Origin of the sequence: Coleofasciculus sp. F4-SAH-05 (assembly GCF_040222985.1) — a bacterium.
Lineage (GTDB): Bacteria > Cyanobacteriota > Cyanobacteriia > Cyanobacteriales > Coleofasciculaceae > Coleofasciculus > Coleofasciculus chthonoplastes.
On sequence record NZ_JAVKBY010000003.1, the window covers coordinates 1 to 16,227 of the forward strand.

Below are 16,227 nucleotides of genomic sequence, written 5' to 3' on the forward strand. Positions count from 1 at the left end.
CGAATGACAAATGACAAATGACAAATGACAAATGACAAATGACAAATGACAAATGACAAATGACAAATGACAAATGACAAATGACAAATGACAAATGACAAATGACAAATGACAAATGACAAATGACAAATGACAAATGACCTACTCTTGCACAATCTCAAACAAATCCTCTATCAATACATCAAATGTCCGTGCTAACTTCAGCAACGCCCCAATATCCACCATCGTCATTCCTGGCGATCGCGCGTAGGTTTTGATGGTACTATAGGGAACTCCAGACCGTTCAGCGACATCCAGCAACGTCCAGTTCTCCCTAGCCGCTAGTTCCCTAATTCGCAACCGAACTCGTTCGCCTCTTGACATAAAGTTTAAAATTCGTCTAAACTAATCAAATTAAAAGCGATCGCACCTAAGTTTACGAAGCCAGATAGCGATCGCTATGTCCTATCAAAACACAACCCCATGGTTTGGGGCGCATCTCCTATGTTATCAACACTTCAGGTAAAATCAAGAGCCACTCATCCGTTACAGCGATTTGTTACTCCAGAAGCCATTGCACTTCTACTCAATCTCCATCCTGACGAGATTTATCGCATTGACTGCTGGCGATACGTGATTCACGTTGTTGGCAAGGGAATCAGCACGTTTGTCAGTTACGCCGATATCCCGCCAATTTTAGGCGTAGACTCGCCCACTCTGAAAGATACCCTCTGTTGGCGCAGGCGCTGGCGCAAGCATCGATACAAAGCGCCCGATTTTTGGGCAACGTTTTACCAGCAGAAGTTTCAGCAATCCCTTTCTCTGTCAGAACTGTATCAATGGGGAGAATTAGTGAACCGGATTCAATTTGGACTATCTGGCGCAACCCTAGAGTGGCTGCGAAGCATTTATATAAAGGAGAGAGAATCATTCGACTTCTGAAACAAAGCCGGATAGATCTCATCTGTTGCACCATTCTCAATCAGCCAAACCGTAGGGGCGCAAAGACGTGCGCCCAGTTTAACAGTACAATCTCTTGCGCTGAATCGGGGCGGGTTTCGTCGCATCTGGGTGCAACCGAAAAGATAGTCGTAAAACCCGCCCCTACCCTCCTACACATCCGCCCCCCGCTCCCCCTTTGTGTAAGCTACAATTATTAAGAAACTTATAGTAAAATCAACCTCTCTCAAATCACTCCCTAACGCCTTTATGACTCTTCCGATTCGCAACGTTGCCATTATTGCCCACGTCGATCACGGCAAAACCACCTTGGTTGACGCCCTGCTCAAACAATCCGGTATCTTCCGTGAAGGGGAAGAGGTTCCTGATTGCGTTATGGACTCCAATGATTTGGAGCGAGAGCGGGGAATTACGATTCTGTCTAAAAATACAGCAGTTCACTATAAAGATATCTTAATCAATATCGTCGATACTCCCGGTCACGCCGATTTTGGTGGGGAAGTGGAACGGGTATTGGGGATGGTGGATGGTTGTATCCTGATTGTGGATGCCAATGAAGGACCAATGCCCCAAACCCGGTTCGTCCTCAAAAAAGCCTTGGAAAAAGGACTGCGCCCGATTGTGGTGGTGAATAAAATTGACCGTCCTCAAGCTGATCCCTACGGTGCTGTGGATAAAGTCCTGGATTTGTTTATTGAGTTGGGGGCGGATGATGATCAGTGTGAGTTTCCTTATCTGTTTGCTTCCGGGTTACAAGGCTACGCTAAAGCGGATTTAGATGGCGAAGGGGTGGATATGCAACCCATGTTTGAAGCTATCCTGCGCCATGTGCCGCCGCCTGTGGGTGATGTGAGTAAACCTCTGCAATTACAAGTCACGACTCTGGATTATTCGGATTATCTGGGTCGAATTGTGATTGGCAGAATCCATAACGGCGTAATTAAAGCGGGTCAGCAAGCGGCTCTCGTAACAGAAAGTGGGGAGATTGTCAAGACTAAAATTAGCAAACTCATGGGGTTTCAAGGACTCCAGCGCGTTGATTTAGAGGAAGCCTCCGCCGGAAATATTGTCGCGGTGGCGGGGTTTGCTAATGCCAATATCGGTGAGACGATTACCTGTCCCAATGAACCCCAAGCCTTACCGTTAATTAAGGTAGATGAACCGACATTGCAGATGACATTCTCGGTGAACGATTCGCCGTTTGCGGGTCAGGAAGGGGATTACGTGACTTCGCGGCAATTACGCGATCGCTTGATGCGAGAATTAGAGACGAATGTGGCTCTGCGTGTGGATGAAACCGATTCTCCAGATAAATTTTTAGTTTCTGGGCGGGGGGAATTACACCTAGGTATCCTGATTGAAACCATGCGCCGGGAAGGGTACGAGTTTCAGGTGTCTCAGCCACAAGTGATTTATCGGGAAGTGAAGGGTCAACCCTGCGAACCTTACGAAGTCTTGGCGCTTGACATTCCCGAAGAAGCCGTGGGTGGCTGTATTGAACGCTTGGGTCAGCGCAAGGGCGAAATGCAGAATATGCACGTTAGTGGTAATGGTCGCACTCAATTGGAATTTGTGATTCCCGCACGGGGTTTAATTGGCTTCCGGGGTGAATTCATGCGCCTGACTCGTGGGGATGGGATTATGAATCACAGTTTCTTGGATTATCGTTCGATTTCCGGTGATGTGGAAACCCGCCGCAATGGGGTGATTATTGCCTTTGAGGAAGGGGTGGCGACATTCTATTCCTTGAAAAATGGCGAAGACCGAGGTGTATTCTTTATTACACCAGGGACGCGGGTGTATAAGGGGATGATTGTCGGCGAACACAACCGTCCTCAAGATTTGGATTTGAATGTTTGTAAAACTAAGCAGTTAACCAACCATCGTTCCGCTACTGGAGATGAATTGGTGCAGTTGCAAGCGCCAGCCGAGATGAGTTTGGAACGGGCGTTGGAATATATCGGACCCGAAGAATTGGTGGAAGTCACGCCCGAGTCGGTGCGGTTGCGGAAGGTGACGAAGAAGTTAGTCAGGCGTTAACCGTAGGGGCGCACAGACGTGCGCCCTAAACTGACGTGCGCCTTGAGCCGGATTCAGCCTTTTCAGACGCTGTAGTAGTTCGCCTCGACCATCCATTCAACCCTATCCACCTGATACCAACTTACCTTCTATCATGTCATGCTGAGTGTTCTATCTTGTCATTCTGGGCGTTCTATCATGTCATGCTGAGTGTTCTATCATGTCATGCTGAGTGTTCTATCTTGTCATTCTGAGCGAAGCGAAGAATCTGGACAAATGCTGCGCTAGAGTTCCTTTCGCGAACCATGACAGATTCTGCCATAGACAGCACTACCATGTAAGTATTAGGATTTACGCAGCTACACCATCTATCGTTGAAATGGTGCGTTACGCTACGCTAACACACGATGGCGGCTAATATTAAGGTTTAAATGCCGAGCAGCTTATCCTGTCATTCTGAGTGTTCTATCCTGTCATTCTGAGTGTTCTATCTTGTCATTCTGAGCGAAGCAATAGGAGGCGATTGAAATCGCTGCTACACAAACAAAGCCTGCCTCCGCAGGCTGAATTGAGCAATGCAGTAAGGGCACGGCAATGCCGTGCCCCTACTTTCACCAATTAACGTAAATGCTGCCCAATCCCGGAGATCGGGATGTTTTTCCATCGTGGTTAACATCGCTTTTCGTAAGGCTTGGGCTTTGTCGGAATTGTGCTGTAAATTGGCATAAAATTCCTGCATTAAGAAGGCGGTGGGTGAGTCAGGAATTGACCACAAGGAGACAATAACACTAGACGCCCCCGATGCAATTAAAGCACTAGATAAGCTAGCCACTCCATCCCCACTAATGCTCCCTCGCCCCGTATTACAAGCACTGAGAACCACTAACTCAGCATTCAGGTTTAAATCCAGGATTTCTCTTGCTGTTAGCCAACCATTATCCGTCTGCGTTGGTGCTAACGCGATCGCACTCTCCCATCCTTGCTGTTCATCAAAGATACCATGAGTGGCGAAATGAATCACTCGTGACGCCGACATCTGCGGCACAATCTCGGCTTTAGTGGCTACCCCTCCGGTAATCGCTTGGGTATTCACCAACGATGCAATCGCTTTAGCTTCTTGTTCTGCAGCGGGTAAGGGCGAGAAGTCTCCAGGCATGGGGTAAGGATTTCCCACCACTAACCATTGGTGCAGAGAGTCGGGACTATTCACCCGAGTTCGTCGGGTGATATCCAATACCATTATCGCGGGAGCGGTTAAAATTGTGTGTTTTTCCAGCAAATAGTTACCCGACTCATCTTGTAGAGGGGCAAAGGGAATCATCAACAGAGATTGTTGGGGAATGAAGATAACATGAGCGTTAGGATCAGTGGGCAATTTATCCGCGATCGGTTCGATTAAAACCTGATACAGTTGCCTAAATGCTGGAATTTTACGCCGAGACAAACCATTACCCCACTCGGAAGTAGCAAGGGATTGGCGAATATTACTTACATAGTCTGTCAGTGTCGTCTTTTGCTTCTGCCAAAGTTGAGTAAGATTGCTCTGGCGAAAGGTGATTTTTCCGGTTGGTTCAATCACCCAAATAAAGAGTTCTTCGGGTTGATTTGCGTCAGCCAAAGGATTATCAATAATCGAGTATTCGATCAGAGTGGCATTTCGCTCTTGGGCAATCTGTTGAATCTGCTCAATGGTTGGTTGTGCCATAGCCGTCGTAATTGTTGACTCGTTACGATTACTCGTGTTGACTAATTCGCTCAACCCCCTCACCCGACTCTGCTCAGACACTAAAAGTGCTTCCTTAATTTTACCCTGAGCAATTAAGACTTTTTGCAATAGCTGATAAATTGCCACCTGTGTTTCTAATTGTTGGGATTGGGTATCATTGCTTTGGAGATTAAGTGATACCGATGCCAAACTCTGAATTCCTTGGCGCAACCTTTGCTCGGCGGCTTGATATTGACCGTTTTGATATAATCCCCATCCCAGATAATTTAAAGACTGGGCTATACCCACGCGATCGCGACTATTCTGATAGAGGGTCAATGCTTGCTGGCTAGACTGTATCGCCGCATCCAATTCCTGCTGACGCAACTGCTCAATCCCTTGGTTTAACCATCGCTCCGCCTCTGCTTGACGAGCATCAATTGAGAACGCCAACAGAGGCGTTTTGGAGAATAATCCAGTTGAATTTAATCGCAACGGAACTGAGACACCAACAAAAATACTTACGAAGGTAGCGCATCCAAGTCTCTTCCATTCCATGATTAAAACCCTGATTCAGTATTTAGTAGATATCCGAAAGCTTACACGATTATGCCTCCTGCCTCATTGTTGCATACCAAAACTATTGGGATTATCTGGTTTACTTAAATCCAATGTCATCACCTGATTCAGCAAGGCTTGATTAGAATCTAAAACCATCAATAATTGTTGAAACTGTACATTCATTTTTTGCTCCAAAATCTTCAAATTTAAGACCACTTGCCGAGCTTTCTCTTCCGATAAACTGAATTTTCCCATAACCTGCTGCACTTCGTCCTGAGAAATCCGCACAGTCATCTGGGTAAACTCAGAGAGGCGAGGCGGAATTTTATTAATATTATCCGCCTTATCGCCATGATTATAGAAATGAATCCCCTGACGATCTACAAAGAAATCGGCAAACGGTTTTAATCCCTCATTGAGAACCATTTGCGTCGCTTGAATTGCCTCTGGTAGTATGTTTCCCAAGCCGACATATACCATAAACCAAGCCAGGATATGATGCTTTGCCCCTAGGGATTCCTCTAACCGTTGAGCGACTTGAATCAAGAACTTTCTGGCAACTTCCGCTCGCAATGATTCCGGTTGTTCGCTAGGAATGTCATAGAGCGCTGTTTTCAGGAGTTTATTAAGACGGGGTTGATCTTGGTTGAGTGTAGCCTCAACCACGGCTGAAACTAAATGAGTGTGTATATTATCATTAGAGGGTTGAGAATCCATGGGATAACTCTTTCTCCTAAATTAGGTTCAAAAATAGCAGAGTGATCACAGAGATTGTACAGGGTTCAGGGTTCAGGGTTCAGGGTATTCCTGCAACCAAACCGGATCTTTCCCATCATAAAGGAATGGAGGGGCGACCCGCTTACCAAAATGAACAACTGGACTCTGTTCAATAGGCTCGGATCGCCCTATACTCAAATCATTGGGTCAAAAGGTGTTTCCGCGACGTTTTGTTACATAGGCGCAGGTTCCTCAATCGTCCAAGGAATGGGAGCAGTGGTTTCTTGTCGTTCCAGATATTTACTCAACGCATAAGCCATATCTCCACGAGTCATCGGGGCGAGAGGATCAATAGAATTAGTCAGGGGATCGATATTAACAAAGCCCTCATACAAAGCCGTTGCCATTGACTTTCTTGCCCAAGTTGGTATTTTCTCAGCATCGGGATAGCGTGAAAGCAGTTCAGCCACCGTATCCTCTGGAAACTGAAACACGCCATAGGCTTGAGCTAAGATAGAGAAAGCTTCGGCACGAGTAACCCGTTGATTGGGAAAAAATCGTCCCTGACGATAACCCGTCATAACATTATTTTGCCAGACTAATTGGATATCGCGATATGCCCAATGAGAGGTAGGCACATCGAGAACAGCAATAGGTTCGTCAGGTTGGGCGACTCGTTTTTCTAAGTCAAAGGTTTTGACTAAAATCGATGCCAATTCAGCTCGATTGAGGATTCGTTGTGCCTGAAAATCCCCCTCGCGATCGTTTTCCAGAAACATCGACGTTACCAGCAACGAGCAAGTTTCTACCAGATTAATTTTAAGCGGGCGCGATCGCGTATGTACCGTAGCTAGTAGGGTGGGCATTGCCCACCAGCTTTAATTCAGTATTATTCCCCAGTTAAATGCATGACGAATAACAAATCTAACGAAATAATTCAGCAAAAAACCGATTCATTGCCGCCCAAGATCGCTGATCAGCCTTCTCATTGTAAGCCACTCCCGTTGAAGGATCATTCCCCGCATTCGGATCACTAAAGCTGTGAACAGCATTACCATACATAACCATTTGCCAGTCTACATTGGCATAATTCATTTCTCGTTTAAAAGCATCAACTTGCTCATCAGGAACTAAAGGATCGGCTGCACCATGCAACACCAGAACTCTACCTTTAATCCCTTGAGCATCTGCGGGATTCGGTGTATCTAAATTGCCATGGAAGCTAACAACCCCAGCCACTGGCGCACCACTGCGGGCTAATTCTAATACTGTACCCCCTCCAAAACAATAACCGATCGCGGCAACTTGATTCCCATCCGTCAGCGGATATTGTTGCAACACTTGTAATCCAGCCTGGGCGCGATCGCGCATTAATCGGCGATTGGATCGATAAATCGTCGCTTGTTCTCTAGCTTCTTCATTCGTTGTGGGTCGAATTCCCTTACCATAAATATCAGCCGCAAATGCTACATAACCCAATTCAGCAAGCTGTTTTGCCCGTTGTTTCTCGTAATCTCCCAATCCTTTCCAAGCATGAACCACCATCACACCGGGGCGCTTTCCCTGAATCTCGTCATCGTAAGCCAGAAAGCCTTGGAGTACAGCATCACCCTGTTGGTATTCAATCACTTGGGTACGAACTTCAGCTAGAGTAATGGCTGAACTCAGGAGAGTAAATAGTGGAGTGATGAGCAGCGAGGCTAGTAGAGGTTTCATAGCAGTTAGAGTGACTTATTTGGTTAGGATATCTTATCTGGATAGGATTCGGAAATAGCAGTTAGCCGTTCAAAGCAGTACTGTTCTTAGTTCTGGGCAAAATTCATTAGATCGTCTAGATTGGATTCGCACGCTGCGGATACGACAATTGACTATGCCCGAAGAAAAACCCACGGAACAGAACACACGAACCCTAAAACCTGGTACATTATGGTCAAAGGTTCAAAAGACAACCGAACACGCCCTCCAATGCGGCGCACTGCAACCCATCAAAACCGAGTCTGAGTTCGTCGAACAGGAGGGGATTCGCTTTCTGGTGCGGATAGTCTCTAACCTCGATCGCAAAGCTAAGGCAAAAAAGCAGCAACAGAAGAAAAAAGCTGACTTTAACCCCTTTCTCCCCTACGAAGACGATTTATTCGTTGCGGATATTTCCGACACTCACCTGTGTCTGTTAAATAAATTCAACGTAGTTGATTATCACCTCCTCATCGTCACCCGCGAGTATGAAGACCAGGATAATTGGCTCACCTTATCTGATTTTCAGGCAATGTGGACAAGTTTAGCGGAAATTGATGGCTTAGCCTTCTATAATGGTGGCAAAATAGCAGGGGCGAGTCAGCGACACAAACATTTACAACTTGTTCCTTTACCCCTCACCCCAGAGAAACCCAAGTTACCCATCGAACCCGCGATCGCATCGGCTAATTTTCAGGGTTCCATTGGTACAATCCCTAGCTTTCCCTTCGTTCATGCCCTAACGCGATTCGATCCCAGTTGGATAGACACGCCAGACGTTGCCGCTAAAGCCACTCTGGACGCTTATTACAGGCTTCTACAAGCAGTGGGTAAGCCCTCAAATGGCATCAAACAATCCGCCCCCTACAACCTGCTAGCCACACGAGAATGGATGCTGATTGTGCCGCGATCGCAAGAAGAGTTTGAGTCGATTTCGGTAAATTCACTTGGCTTTGCGGGGGCGCTGCTGGTTCGCAATTCCCAGCAAATGCAGAGTCTCAAAGACGCAGGTCCTCTGACTATCCTCAAACATGTATCAAATTAATAGTACAGATCCCCGACTTCTCGGAGAAGTCGGGGATCTCAATGTCAGATCTCAAACGATCTGGTTAATCGCTTCCGCCGGACCGACTAAAGAAATATAAGGTTCCCCAAAGAAACGCTGTGCCGCCGCTTGTGCCATCTCTGGCGTGACTTGGGCAATCTGCTGCTGAAACTTCAGATCAAACTCAATTCCCAATCCTAGGGTCTCATACCAGCCATAAATCTGGGCAAGTTGAGCATTGGTTTGTTTCCCTAAAGCATATTGACCCAGAAGTTTATTTTTAGCCGTTTGCAGTTCCTCTGCACTCAACCTCAAGCTGCAAAGGCGTTCCACTTCTGTCCGCAATCCCTCCATCGCGATTACTGTATTTTCTGGGGCGGTTCCCATATACGTCACAAATAGGGAATCACACTGGCGCGTGGGGTAAAACGCCGAAACATCATAAGCTAACCCTCGTTTTTCCCGCAATTCCACAAATAAGCGACTCGAAAGCCCATTCCCCAGATAGGTATTCAGTAGTTTTAGCGCCTCATAATCGGGATCAGTAACCGATGAGGCTAAATACCCCAGCATTACCACCGATTGTTGGGTTTCCTGAGGGGTAACAACGTGGCAAGGCTGAGGGGTAATTAAGGGTAATGTGGGTGTTGGTAAAGGAGTTGAGGGCGGTTGCCAATCCCCAAAGACTTGCTCAATCTGCTGTACAGCGACTTCCGGTGAAATTCGACCGGCGACACTAATCACTAGGTTATCCGGGCGAAAATAGGTTTGATGATAGTCCTTTAAATCTGTCGGTAACAATTCAGAAACCGTGGCTTCCGTACCCAATACAGAGACAGCATAAGGGTGATCCTGATATAATGCCTGTCGCAACTGCTCAAAGGCAATGCTAAACGGTTGTTCTTTTTGGGAACGAATATCCTGAATCGTTAGATAGCGTTCCAATTCTACCTCAGTTTCCGGGAAACTAGGCGATCGCAAAATCTGCCCCGCCAGGGTTAACATATCCAGCCAGTCGGAGGATACCGTTTTCAGCGATAATAAAAAGTAATCCGTTGCAGCATCTGTATTCAGTTGAGCGCCCACTGATTCGACTCGTTCGGCGATTTCAATCGAGGAAAGTTCGTCAGTACCTTTGGTCAAAACAGCCGCTAGGAGATGGGTTAATCCCGCCTTATTTCGTGGTTCTCTTTGGCTACCCGTGCGAAAAAATAGACGAGAGGCAATAATATCAGCGGCTGAATTCTCGATAGCGATAACGACAATGCCATTATCTAAAACCGTGCGATGGATAATGGACTGTTGGGGTGAGGCAGTTAGACTAGAAGGCATAATCTATAATTCAAAGTTGAAAATTTGGTCGGGGCGGGTTTAGTTGCATCTGGGTAAGGATAAGAAACGATAGTCGTCAAACCCGCCCCTACAGACGCACCATGTAGAGACGCGCCATGGCGCGTCTCTACATTCAAAATAATTCTCCCATCAGCAAATCTTCACTCACGGGTTTGAGAACAGTTACAGCATAGTGATAAGGAGAAAGATAACGCTGCGCTAAGTGCATCAAGTCTACTGGGGTCAGTCGTTGAATTTGAGCGGGATAGGTGACGGCTAATTCTGCGGATGCGATCGTGTTGTAATATCCATACAATCCAGCGATTTGACCAGCAGCTTCGGTAGAGAAAACATAGTCATTACACAATAATCGCTGACAGCGACGCATTTCTTCAGAGGATATAGGTTTCTGCTGTAGTCCTAGTAAATGCTGACAAATCAACGCTTCGACTTGCTCTAAATTCTCAGGCTCAAGATAGGCATTGATCGTAAACAAGCTAGAATCCCGCTGGAGTGAAAAACCACTGCCAATATCTTGAACCAGCCGCTCTTGCTCACGTAATTGTCTCACTAACCGGGACGAGCGTCCATCGGCTAATAATACCGAAAGTAAATCTAAACCATAAGCATCTTTTAACTGATCCACACCGGGTCCAACCCAAGCCATAAATAGACGGGCTTGTTCGATTCGCGGTAAATACAGTTCCTGACGCCGAATCTCAGTCGTCGGGGGTTCGGCTTCAGCTACTAATCGGGGACAATCGCTAGGAGTCGGAAAAGCGGCAAAAGACTGATTAACTAAATTTAGCGCGGATTCTTGTTCTACCCCGCCAATAATCACCACTGTCATATTCTCCGGTTGGTAGTGACTCCCGTGGAAACGGCGCATCTGCTCAGACGTGTGCGCCCTCAATTGTTCTTCACTGCCCAAAACCGAGCGTCTATAGGGGTGATACTGGTATATTATTTCTGAGAGTGCCTGAAAACCTAACCAGTCAGGATTGTCGTAACAGGAGCGAATTTCTTCTAGAACAACATCTCGTTCGCGATCAAATTCGATGTCAGGAATCGCTGGCGATAAAAGTAAGTCCGCTAATGGGGGTAAGGTTTCGTCGAGGTATTGGGCGGCGGTGGTAATGAAGAAATGGGCATAATCGTGGCTAGTCGCCGCATTTGTCAGCCCCCCATGACGTTCAATCACCTGATCAAATGCACCGGGAACCAGTCGCTGTGTCCCTTTAAAAATCATGTGTTCCAAAAAATGAGCCATCCCGCACCATTCATCGGGCTCGACAATTGCCCCAGCCCTCACCCAGACATCAACCACAACGACAGGTGTTGCGGGTAAATGCTGGTGAATGACGGTTAACCCATTGGCGAGTTTGAATATATCACCCGGAAATTTGGTAGAAATCAGTGGCTCAGATAGCAATTTCTCTAAAATCTCAAATTTACGTTAAATTAGTCCCATCTTAGCGCTTGAGGGCGTTCATGACGGACTTAGCTTAAAACATACATAATAGAGCAGATTCAGCAAAGTTGTAGGGGCGGGTTTGACTGATAACGCTTGGGATAAAACCGCTAACTTCACTAAACCCGCCCTGCTTAAGGAATCAGAGGAGTAGGCGCATAATGTCTCGAAAAATCGACCAAATTCTGGTTATTGATGTCGAAGCGACGTGCTGGCAAGGAAAACCGCCACCGGGACAAGAAAGCGAAATTATCGAAATTGGCGTTTGTCTGCTGGATTGTGTTTCTCATTCTGCTGTTAAAACAGAGAGTATCTTGGTTAAACCCGAACGCTCAACGGTGAGTGAATTCTGTACTGAGTTAACCACATTAACCCAGGAACAAGTGGATCAAGGCATGTCCTTTGCTCAAGCCTGTGAACGTCTCCAAAAACGGTATTTATCTCATCAACGAGTTTGGGCGAGTTATGGGGAGTATGATAAAAATCAATTTCAGAAACAATGTCAATTCTTTGGTGTTGAGTATCCCTTTGATTCACGACATATCAATGTGAAGACATGGTTTGCGCTGGCTCATTCGTTACCGAAGGAAGTTGGTATGTTAAAAGCCTTGTTTTTGCTGAAGCTGTCGTTGCAAGGTACACACCATCGCGGCGTTGACGATGCGGCGAATATTGGGCGAATCTTGTCTCAATTACTGTGGAGTCAGGATCGGCGATTCAACCGCTATTTAGATTAAGAGAATAGGGCTGGCTGAACAAGTAGAGACGTTGCATGCAACGTCTGGAACAAAATGATGCGTCCTTGCTGGCACCAGAGATTGAGTAAAGGGCGACCCGATCAAATTGAGTGGATGCAGTTGTTGATTTGTGCAAGCGGGTCGCCCCTACACGAAGACAAAAGCAGGTGTCTGTCAATGTTTTCAATTGTAAAATATATTCCACAGTTTACCACTGAGGAATTCCGCCTAATAAAAGTCCGGCGGCGCACTTGGTTAACGGTTTAGAAAATAAATACCCTTGTCCTTGTTCGCAGTTTAGTAGTTTCAATTCAGTCAATTGTTCGAGAGTTTCTACACCTTCAGCAATGACATCCATTTTTAAACTATGAGCTAGAGTGATAATAGTTCTAATAATTTCAGTATTGCGATTTTTCGGATTCATCTTGCTAACAAAAGAACGATCAATTTTGAGAGTGTTCACGGGAAAGCGATGTAAGTAACTTAAGGATGAATACCCTGTACCAAAGTCATCCACAGACAACTGGATATTTCTGGTTCTCAATTGCAGTAGCATCTTCGTCACGGTTTCGGCATTTTCCATTAAGACACTTTCAGTAATTTCTAACTTTAAGAATCTGCCATCTAACCCTGTCTTGGCTAATATCTGATCAATTTGCTCAATTAGCTCCGGCTCTTTAATCTGTTTGCCTGATAAATTTACACTAATTTTTAAAGATTCTGGTGTAGGGAATTGGGTTTGCCACATCCGCAGTTGACGACAAGCTTCATAGAGTACCCACTCTCCCAGAGGAATAATCAGTCCGGTGTCTTCGGTGACGTGGATAAAGTCGGCATCTTTTAAGGGAGCCCCATTAACTGAAAGGTATTTAAGTGTACCATCAGCCCATTCAATCCCATGCTGGACATCGAAAACGGGTTGACCTGTTACCATCACCTGTTGGAATGGTAGTTGTTCCTCTGGAAAGGGTCCACCTTGAAAATCAGTAATCTGCCAAGTGGGAGAGTTGTATCGACGTTCGACTAATTCGGATTGAGTCAAACCGAGGACTTGCGGCGATCGCGCGTTGGCAAAGATAATGTTACCTTGAGTATCAACGACGGTAATCGCCGCTATACTGGTTTGCATGATGCCCTGGAGTAGGTCATTTTCGGGACAGAGTTGGACTTCGGCTTGTTTGCGTTGGGTGATATCCCTGGCAATCCCATCAATCCGAATCACAGTACCTGTCTCATCCGCGATCGCACAGACGCGATTGTGTATCCAACGTACCTCCCCATCAGGTCGGACAATTCTGTATTCTACGGCTTGATTACCGCTTTCTACTAAACTCTGAAACTGCTGCTGAACTCGCTGGCGATCATCGGGATGAATCATCAACTGCCATAGAGTTGGTTGATCATACAGTTCAGCCAGGGTTCTGCCCAAAATGGTCTCGGCAGCTTGATTAATATACAGTAGCTTATAAGTTTGGGCTGACGCTGACCAAACGACCTCGTCTAGAGAATTGAGAATAGCCGGGATGAGCTGGTGTCTTTTTTGCGACTTGGGTTCTATTCCATTATCTTGAGTAATGTTCATGCCTAATTGTTTGTGCCAATGAGTTCTATCGGCGTCCCAAACAACCTTTTTCGAGACAGCCTCTGAATAGCTACATTGATTTGTTAATAATTCAATAGGGAGCGACGTTTCCCTGTATCAGCGAATACCCTGACGCCATTGAGATAACCGTTGTTGTGCTGATTTGTCAAGGGAATGCACTAAAAAACGACCGCGAGATTGTTTTGACGGTCGTTGTCGGCGGCGGACTCGACGACTTGTAGAATGGACGTCACTAATTAACTGTTGCGAGGACATCCATTCTGCCCCGTACCCTGTAACGGTTAGCTGTTGCGCCCGATCTGAAGTCGCCACAATTAATCGCCGTCTGAATGGCTGAGGTTTATTCCGAAATGCCGCACAAAATTTTTCAATGTAGCTATCGGCGGTCTGCCCAAAGTCCGTATAGCAGACGGATACATAGGTGGTTAAATCTTCCTGGCGAGTCCCAGTCTTTTGGTAGTGAGCATCAAAGACAACTTTAGTTTTATAGCCGCGAAAGGCGCTATAGTTAATTAAAACCTCAACTAATTCTTGCCGCGCCGCCAATAGTCCATGGCGATCGCGTGTCTTAGTCAAACTCGACTCGGTGCCGATGATGTTATAACCATCAACCAGTAAAACAACCTGGGGTGGGGGAGAGGGCATTTTTCAAGGCTAATTTAATATTTTTTGTTAATTTTTCTCAATCTCCTCTTTATATTAATTTATGATGACATTTTTGTCTCACCTAGAAGCCGTTGCTTGAGTAGCTCCGGTTCTCCCTGTGCTACCACCCGACCATTTTCCAGCAAAAATGCTCCGTCGCAGTAGTTCAACTCTTCCAGGCGGTGGGTTACCCAAAGGGCAGTTAACCCACGACTTTTGACCAAGCGCTGGACTTGAGCCACCAGATCTAACTGAGTATCGGGATCAAGCAAGGCTGTTGGCTCATCCAATAGAAGTATCTCAGACTGACGCGCGATCGCACCCGCAATAGCAATACGCTGCTTTTGTCCCCCACTGAGGGCATAAATCGGGCGTCGTTGTAAATCCAGCAGATTAACGGCGGCTAAGGCTTCGGTGACACGGGCGCGAACTTGTGCAATCGAAAGTTTCTCCTCGACCAATCCAAACGCCACATCTGCACCGACTGTCGGCATAACCAGCTGATGGTCAGGATTTTGGAAGACAAATCCCATGAGTCCCGAAATCTGTATCTCACCCGAATCAGGTGACAATAATCCAGCCAGCAACCGCAACAATGTTGATTTACCACTGCCATTCGTCCCCAAGAGCATCCAAAACTCACCCTTGGGAACGTCTAGAGAGCAAGCGTCTAAAACTGATGCTCCACTAGACCAACTGAAGCATAGATCCTGTACCGTAATTGCGGTTTGAACCATGACGTTGGTGATGTGTTAACTACTGTTGTTCTTCAGCTAAGGCAAAGAAACCGGGTGTACGCCCTGTCCCCACAGCACCAGATTTCTGGGAAATCATCACCGCACTAATCTCTTGGGTGAGAACACCAATTTTCTTATCGGACTGGTGTTCACAGGTCAGTTCCATGAACTCGGGTTTACCCGAACTCATGGCTTGCATAATTTCCTGGTAAGTTTCTTGGGCCGCTTCTGCTGACTTCCGTTGCACGGATAAGGGGAAGGGCGTGTTTTTCAAAGTCAAGTCAATCGTGAACATGCTACTCTCAAGCGCGATACTCTACCTATCTTAGACGGGAGTTGGCTACAGATGAGAGAGCTGGGGTGCGAAGGGGCGGAGGAGCAGAGGGAGCAGAGGGAGCAGAGGGAGCTGGGGGAGCTGGGGGAGCTGGGGAAGGTGGAGTAAACGAAGGACAAAGGATGAAGCTTGCTTCTCGCTTGCGTGAGTAGGACAAATGACGAAGGACGAAGGACGAAGGACAAATGACGAATAGACGAATAACAGTGGCAAAATTTGAAAATTTCTTTTAAGATAAGTTCAAGACCGTAAAGAAAAGTAAACTTTACTCACAATCGGGTCAATTATCTGCTTAGGCACAGCCTGAGTCGGTTGACCGAGTAAGAGGGCTTTTCTTTCGTACTCATAAATTCTTGGAGATCTACACGTTATGACAATAGCTGTCGGACGCGCTCCCAGCCAAAGAGGATGGTTTGACGCACTCGATGACTGGCTAAAGCGCGATCGCTTTGTATTCATCGGTTGGTCAGGTATACTCCTGCTCCCCTGCGCCTACTTGGCGGTTGGAGCTTGGCTAACCGGTACAACCTTTGTTACCTCGTGGTATACCCACGGTTTAGCCTCTTCCTACTTGGAAGGCTGTAACTTCCTGACTGTGGCGGTTTCCACCCCCGCCAATACCTTCGGTCATTCCCTACTGCTACTGTG

General features: G+C 46.5%; 16 protein-coding genes and 1 pseudogene. 6 read left to right on the forward strand and 11 right to left on the reverse strand.

Translation table 11 applies throughout. The annotated features are described in order from the left end of the window. Positions 1–141: 141 nt before the first annotated feature. Positions 142–363, reverse strand: coding sequence for a helix-turn-helix domain-containing protein (locus RIG27_RS00100; protein WP_446341286.1), 222 nt, complete (start codon positions 361–363; stop codon positions 142–144). A gap of 120 nt (positions 364–483) precedes the next feature. On the opposite strand from RIG27_RS00100, the gene RIG27_RS00105 reads away from it, so the two are divergent. Both RIG27_RS00105 and typA read left to right on the forward strand, forming a co-directional pair. Continuing rightward, the gene (locus RIG27_RS00105) at positions 484–921 is read left to right on the forward strand and encodes a hypothetical protein (protein WP_446341288.1); all 438 of its coding nucleotides are present in this window, start codon (positions 484–486) and stop codon (positions 919–921) included. A gap of 267 nt (positions 922–1,188) precedes the next feature. After that, positions 1,189–2,979: a translational GTPase TypA gene (typA, locus tag RIG27_RS00110; protein ID WP_446341290.1), complete on the forward strand. Its 1,791-nt coding sequence runs from the start codon at positions 1,189–1,191 to the stop codon at positions 2,977–2,979. A 514-nt stretch (positions 2,980–3,493) separates the two neighbouring features. Here typA and RIG27_RS00115 read toward each other — a convergent pair. The 4 genes from RIG27_RS00115 to RIG27_RS00130 all read right to left on the reverse strand — a co-directional run bounded on the left by RIG27_RS00115 (position 3,494) and on the right by RIG27_RS00130 (position 7,657). Beyond that, positions 3,494–5,158 (reverse strand): CHAT domain-containing protein, encoded by a 1,665-nt coding sequence (locus RIG27_RS00115; RefSeq protein WP_446341292.1) that lies wholly within the window; start codon positions 5,156–5,158, stop codon positions 3,494–3,496. A 126-nt stretch (positions 5,159–5,284) separates the two neighbouring features. Then, entirely contained in the window at positions 5,285–5,941 is a 657-nt protein-coding gene (locus tag RIG27_RS00120) for a hypothetical protein (protein WP_446341294.1), read from the reverse strand. A gap of 233 nt (positions 5,942–6,174) precedes the next feature. Further along, complete coding sequence (locus tag RIG27_RS00125; protein WP_446341296.1) at positions 6,175–6,807, reverse strand: S-layer homology domain-containing protein; 633 nt, start codon at positions 6,805–6,807, stop codon at positions 6,175–6,177. A 58-nt stretch (positions 6,808–6,865) separates the two neighbouring features. Next, positions 6,866–7,657 (reverse strand): dienelactone hydrolase family protein, encoded by a 792-nt coding sequence (locus RIG27_RS00130; RefSeq protein WP_446341298.1) that lies wholly within the window; start codon positions 7,655–7,657, stop codon positions 6,866–6,868. 154 nt (positions 7,658–7,811) lie between these two features. Here RIG27_RS00130 and RIG27_RS00135 point away from each other — a divergent pair, with 154 nt between their 5' ends. Further along, positions 7,812–8,720, forward strand: coding sequence for an ATP adenylyltransferase family protein (locus RIG27_RS00135; RefSeq protein ID WP_446341300.1), 909 nt, complete (start codon positions 7,812–7,814; stop codon positions 8,718–8,720). Between the two features lie 51 nt (positions 8,721–8,771). Here RIG27_RS00135 and RIG27_RS00140 read toward each other — a convergent pair whose 3' ends face one another. Then, positions 8,772–10,052 (reverse strand): M16 family metallopeptidase, encoded by a 1,281-nt coding sequence (locus RIG27_RS00140; RefSeq protein ID WP_446341302.1) that lies wholly within the window; start codon positions 10,050–10,052, stop codon positions 8,772–8,774. A 133-nt stretch (positions 10,053–10,185) separates the two neighbouring features. After that, on the reverse strand, positions 10,186–11,484 hold the full coding sequence (locus RIG27_RS00145) for a M16 family metallopeptidase (RefSeq protein ID WP_446341304.1): 1,299 nt from the start codon (positions 11,482–11,484) through the stop codon (positions 10,186–10,188). A 200-nt stretch (positions 11,485–11,684) separates the two neighbouring features. On the opposite strand from RIG27_RS00145, the gene RIG27_RS00150 reads away from it, so the two are divergent. Continuing rightward, a complete protein-coding gene (locus RIG27_RS00150; RefSeq protein ID WP_446341306.1) occupies positions 11,685–12,260 on the forward strand; it encodes an exonuclease domain-containing protein in 576 nt (191 codons plus the stop codon). Between the two features lie 208 nt (positions 12,261–12,468). On the opposite strand, the gene RIG27_RS00155 is transcribed toward RIG27_RS00150, so the two are convergent. From RIG27_RS00155 to RIG27_RS00170, 4 genes are all read right to left on the reverse strand, one after another. Next, positions 12,469–13,842 carry an EAL domain-containing protein gene (locus tag RIG27_RS00155; RefSeq protein ID WP_446341308.1) on the reverse strand — a complete coding sequence of 458 codons (1,374 nt, stop codon included), beginning with the start codon at positions 13,840–13,842 and terminating at the stop codon, positions 12,469–12,471. A 117-nt stretch (positions 13,843–13,959) separates the two neighbouring features. Then, positions 13,960–14,508 (reverse strand): NYN domain-containing protein, encoded by a 549-nt coding sequence (locus tag RIG27_RS00160; RefSeq protein ID WP_446341310.1) that lies wholly within the window; start codon positions 14,506–14,508, stop codon positions 13,960–13,962. A gap of 59 nt (positions 14,509–14,567) precedes the next feature. Beyond that, positions 14,568–15,245, reverse strand: a complete 678-nt coding sequence (locus tag RIG27_RS00165) for an energy-coupling factor ABC transporter ATP-binding protein (RefSeq protein ID WP_446341312.1) — start codon at positions 15,243–15,245, stop codon at positions 14,568–14,570. A gap of 19 nt (positions 15,246–15,264) precedes the next feature. Next, positions 15,265–15,540, reverse strand: coding sequence for a hypothetical protein (locus tag RIG27_RS00170; RefSeq protein ID WP_446341314.1), 276 nt, complete (start codon positions 15,538–15,540; stop codon positions 15,265–15,267). 41 nt (positions 15,541–15,581) lie between these two features. On the opposite strand from RIG27_RS00170, the gene RIG27_RS00175 reads away from it, so the two are divergent. Both RIG27_RS00175 and RIG27_RS00180 read left to right on the forward strand, forming a co-directional pair. Next, the gene (locus tag RIG27_RS00175; RefSeq protein ID WP_446341316.1) at positions 15,582–15,731 is read left to right on the forward strand and encodes a hypothetical protein; all 150 of its coding nucleotides are present in this window, start codon (positions 15,582–15,584) and stop codon (positions 15,729–15,731) included. Between the two features lie 218 nt (positions 15,732–15,949). Beyond that, positions 15,950–16,227 (forward strand): annotated as a pseudogene (locus RIG27_RS00180) (photosystem II D2 protein (photosystem q(a) protein)); the annotation flags it as partial.

Bases quoted from the DNA above. Each gene is read 5' to 3' on its own strand.
- RIG27_RS00100 (WP_446341286.1), bottom strand. From the start codon at position 363: ATGTCAAGAGGCGAACGAGTTCGGTTGCGAATTAGGGAACTAGCGGCT.
- RIG27_RS00105 (WP_446341288.1), top strand. From the start codon at position 484: ATGTTATCAACACTTCAGGTAAAATCAAGAGCCACTCATCCGTTACAG.
- typA (WP_446341290.1), top strand. From the start codon at position 1,189: ATGACTCTTCCGATTCGCAACGTTGCCATTATTGCCCACGTCGATCAC.
- RIG27_RS00120 (WP_446341294.1), bottom strand. From the start codon at position 5,941: ATGGATTCTCAACCCTCTAATGATAATATACACACTCATTTAGTTTCA.
- RIG27_RS00125 (WP_446341296.1), bottom strand. From the start codon at position 6,807: ATGCCCACCCTACTAGCTACGGTACATACGCGATCGCGCCCGCTTAAA.
- RIG27_RS00130 (WP_446341298.1), bottom strand. From the start codon at position 7,657: ATGAAACCTCTACTAGCCTCGCTGCTCATCACTCCACTATTTACTCTC.
- RIG27_RS00135 (WP_446341300.1), top strand. From the start codon at position 7,812: ATGCCCGAAGAAAAACCCACGGAACAGAACACACGAACCCTAAAACCT.
- RIG27_RS00140 (WP_446341302.1), bottom strand. From the start codon at position 10,052: ATGCCTTCTAGTCTAACTGCCTCACCCCAACAGTCCATTATCCATCGC.
- RIG27_RS00150 (WP_446341306.1), top strand. From the start codon at position 11,685: ATGTCTCGAAAAATCGACCAAATTCTGGTTATTGATGTCGAAGCGACG.
- RIG27_RS00155 (WP_446341308.1), bottom strand. From the start codon at position 13,842: ATGAACATTACTCAAGATAATGGAATAGAACCCAAGTCGCAAAAAAGA.
- RIG27_RS00160 (WP_446341310.1), bottom strand. From the start codon at position 14,508: ATGCCCTCTCCCCCACCCCAGGTTGTTTTACTGGTTGATGGTTATAAC.
- RIG27_RS00165 (WP_446341312.1), bottom strand. From the start codon at position 15,245: ATGGTTCAAACCGCAATTACGGTACAGGATCTATGCTTCAGTTGGTCT.
- RIG27_RS00170 (WP_446341314.1), bottom strand. From the start codon at position 15,540: ATGTTCACGATTGACTTGACTTTGAAAAACACGCCCTTCCCCTTATCC.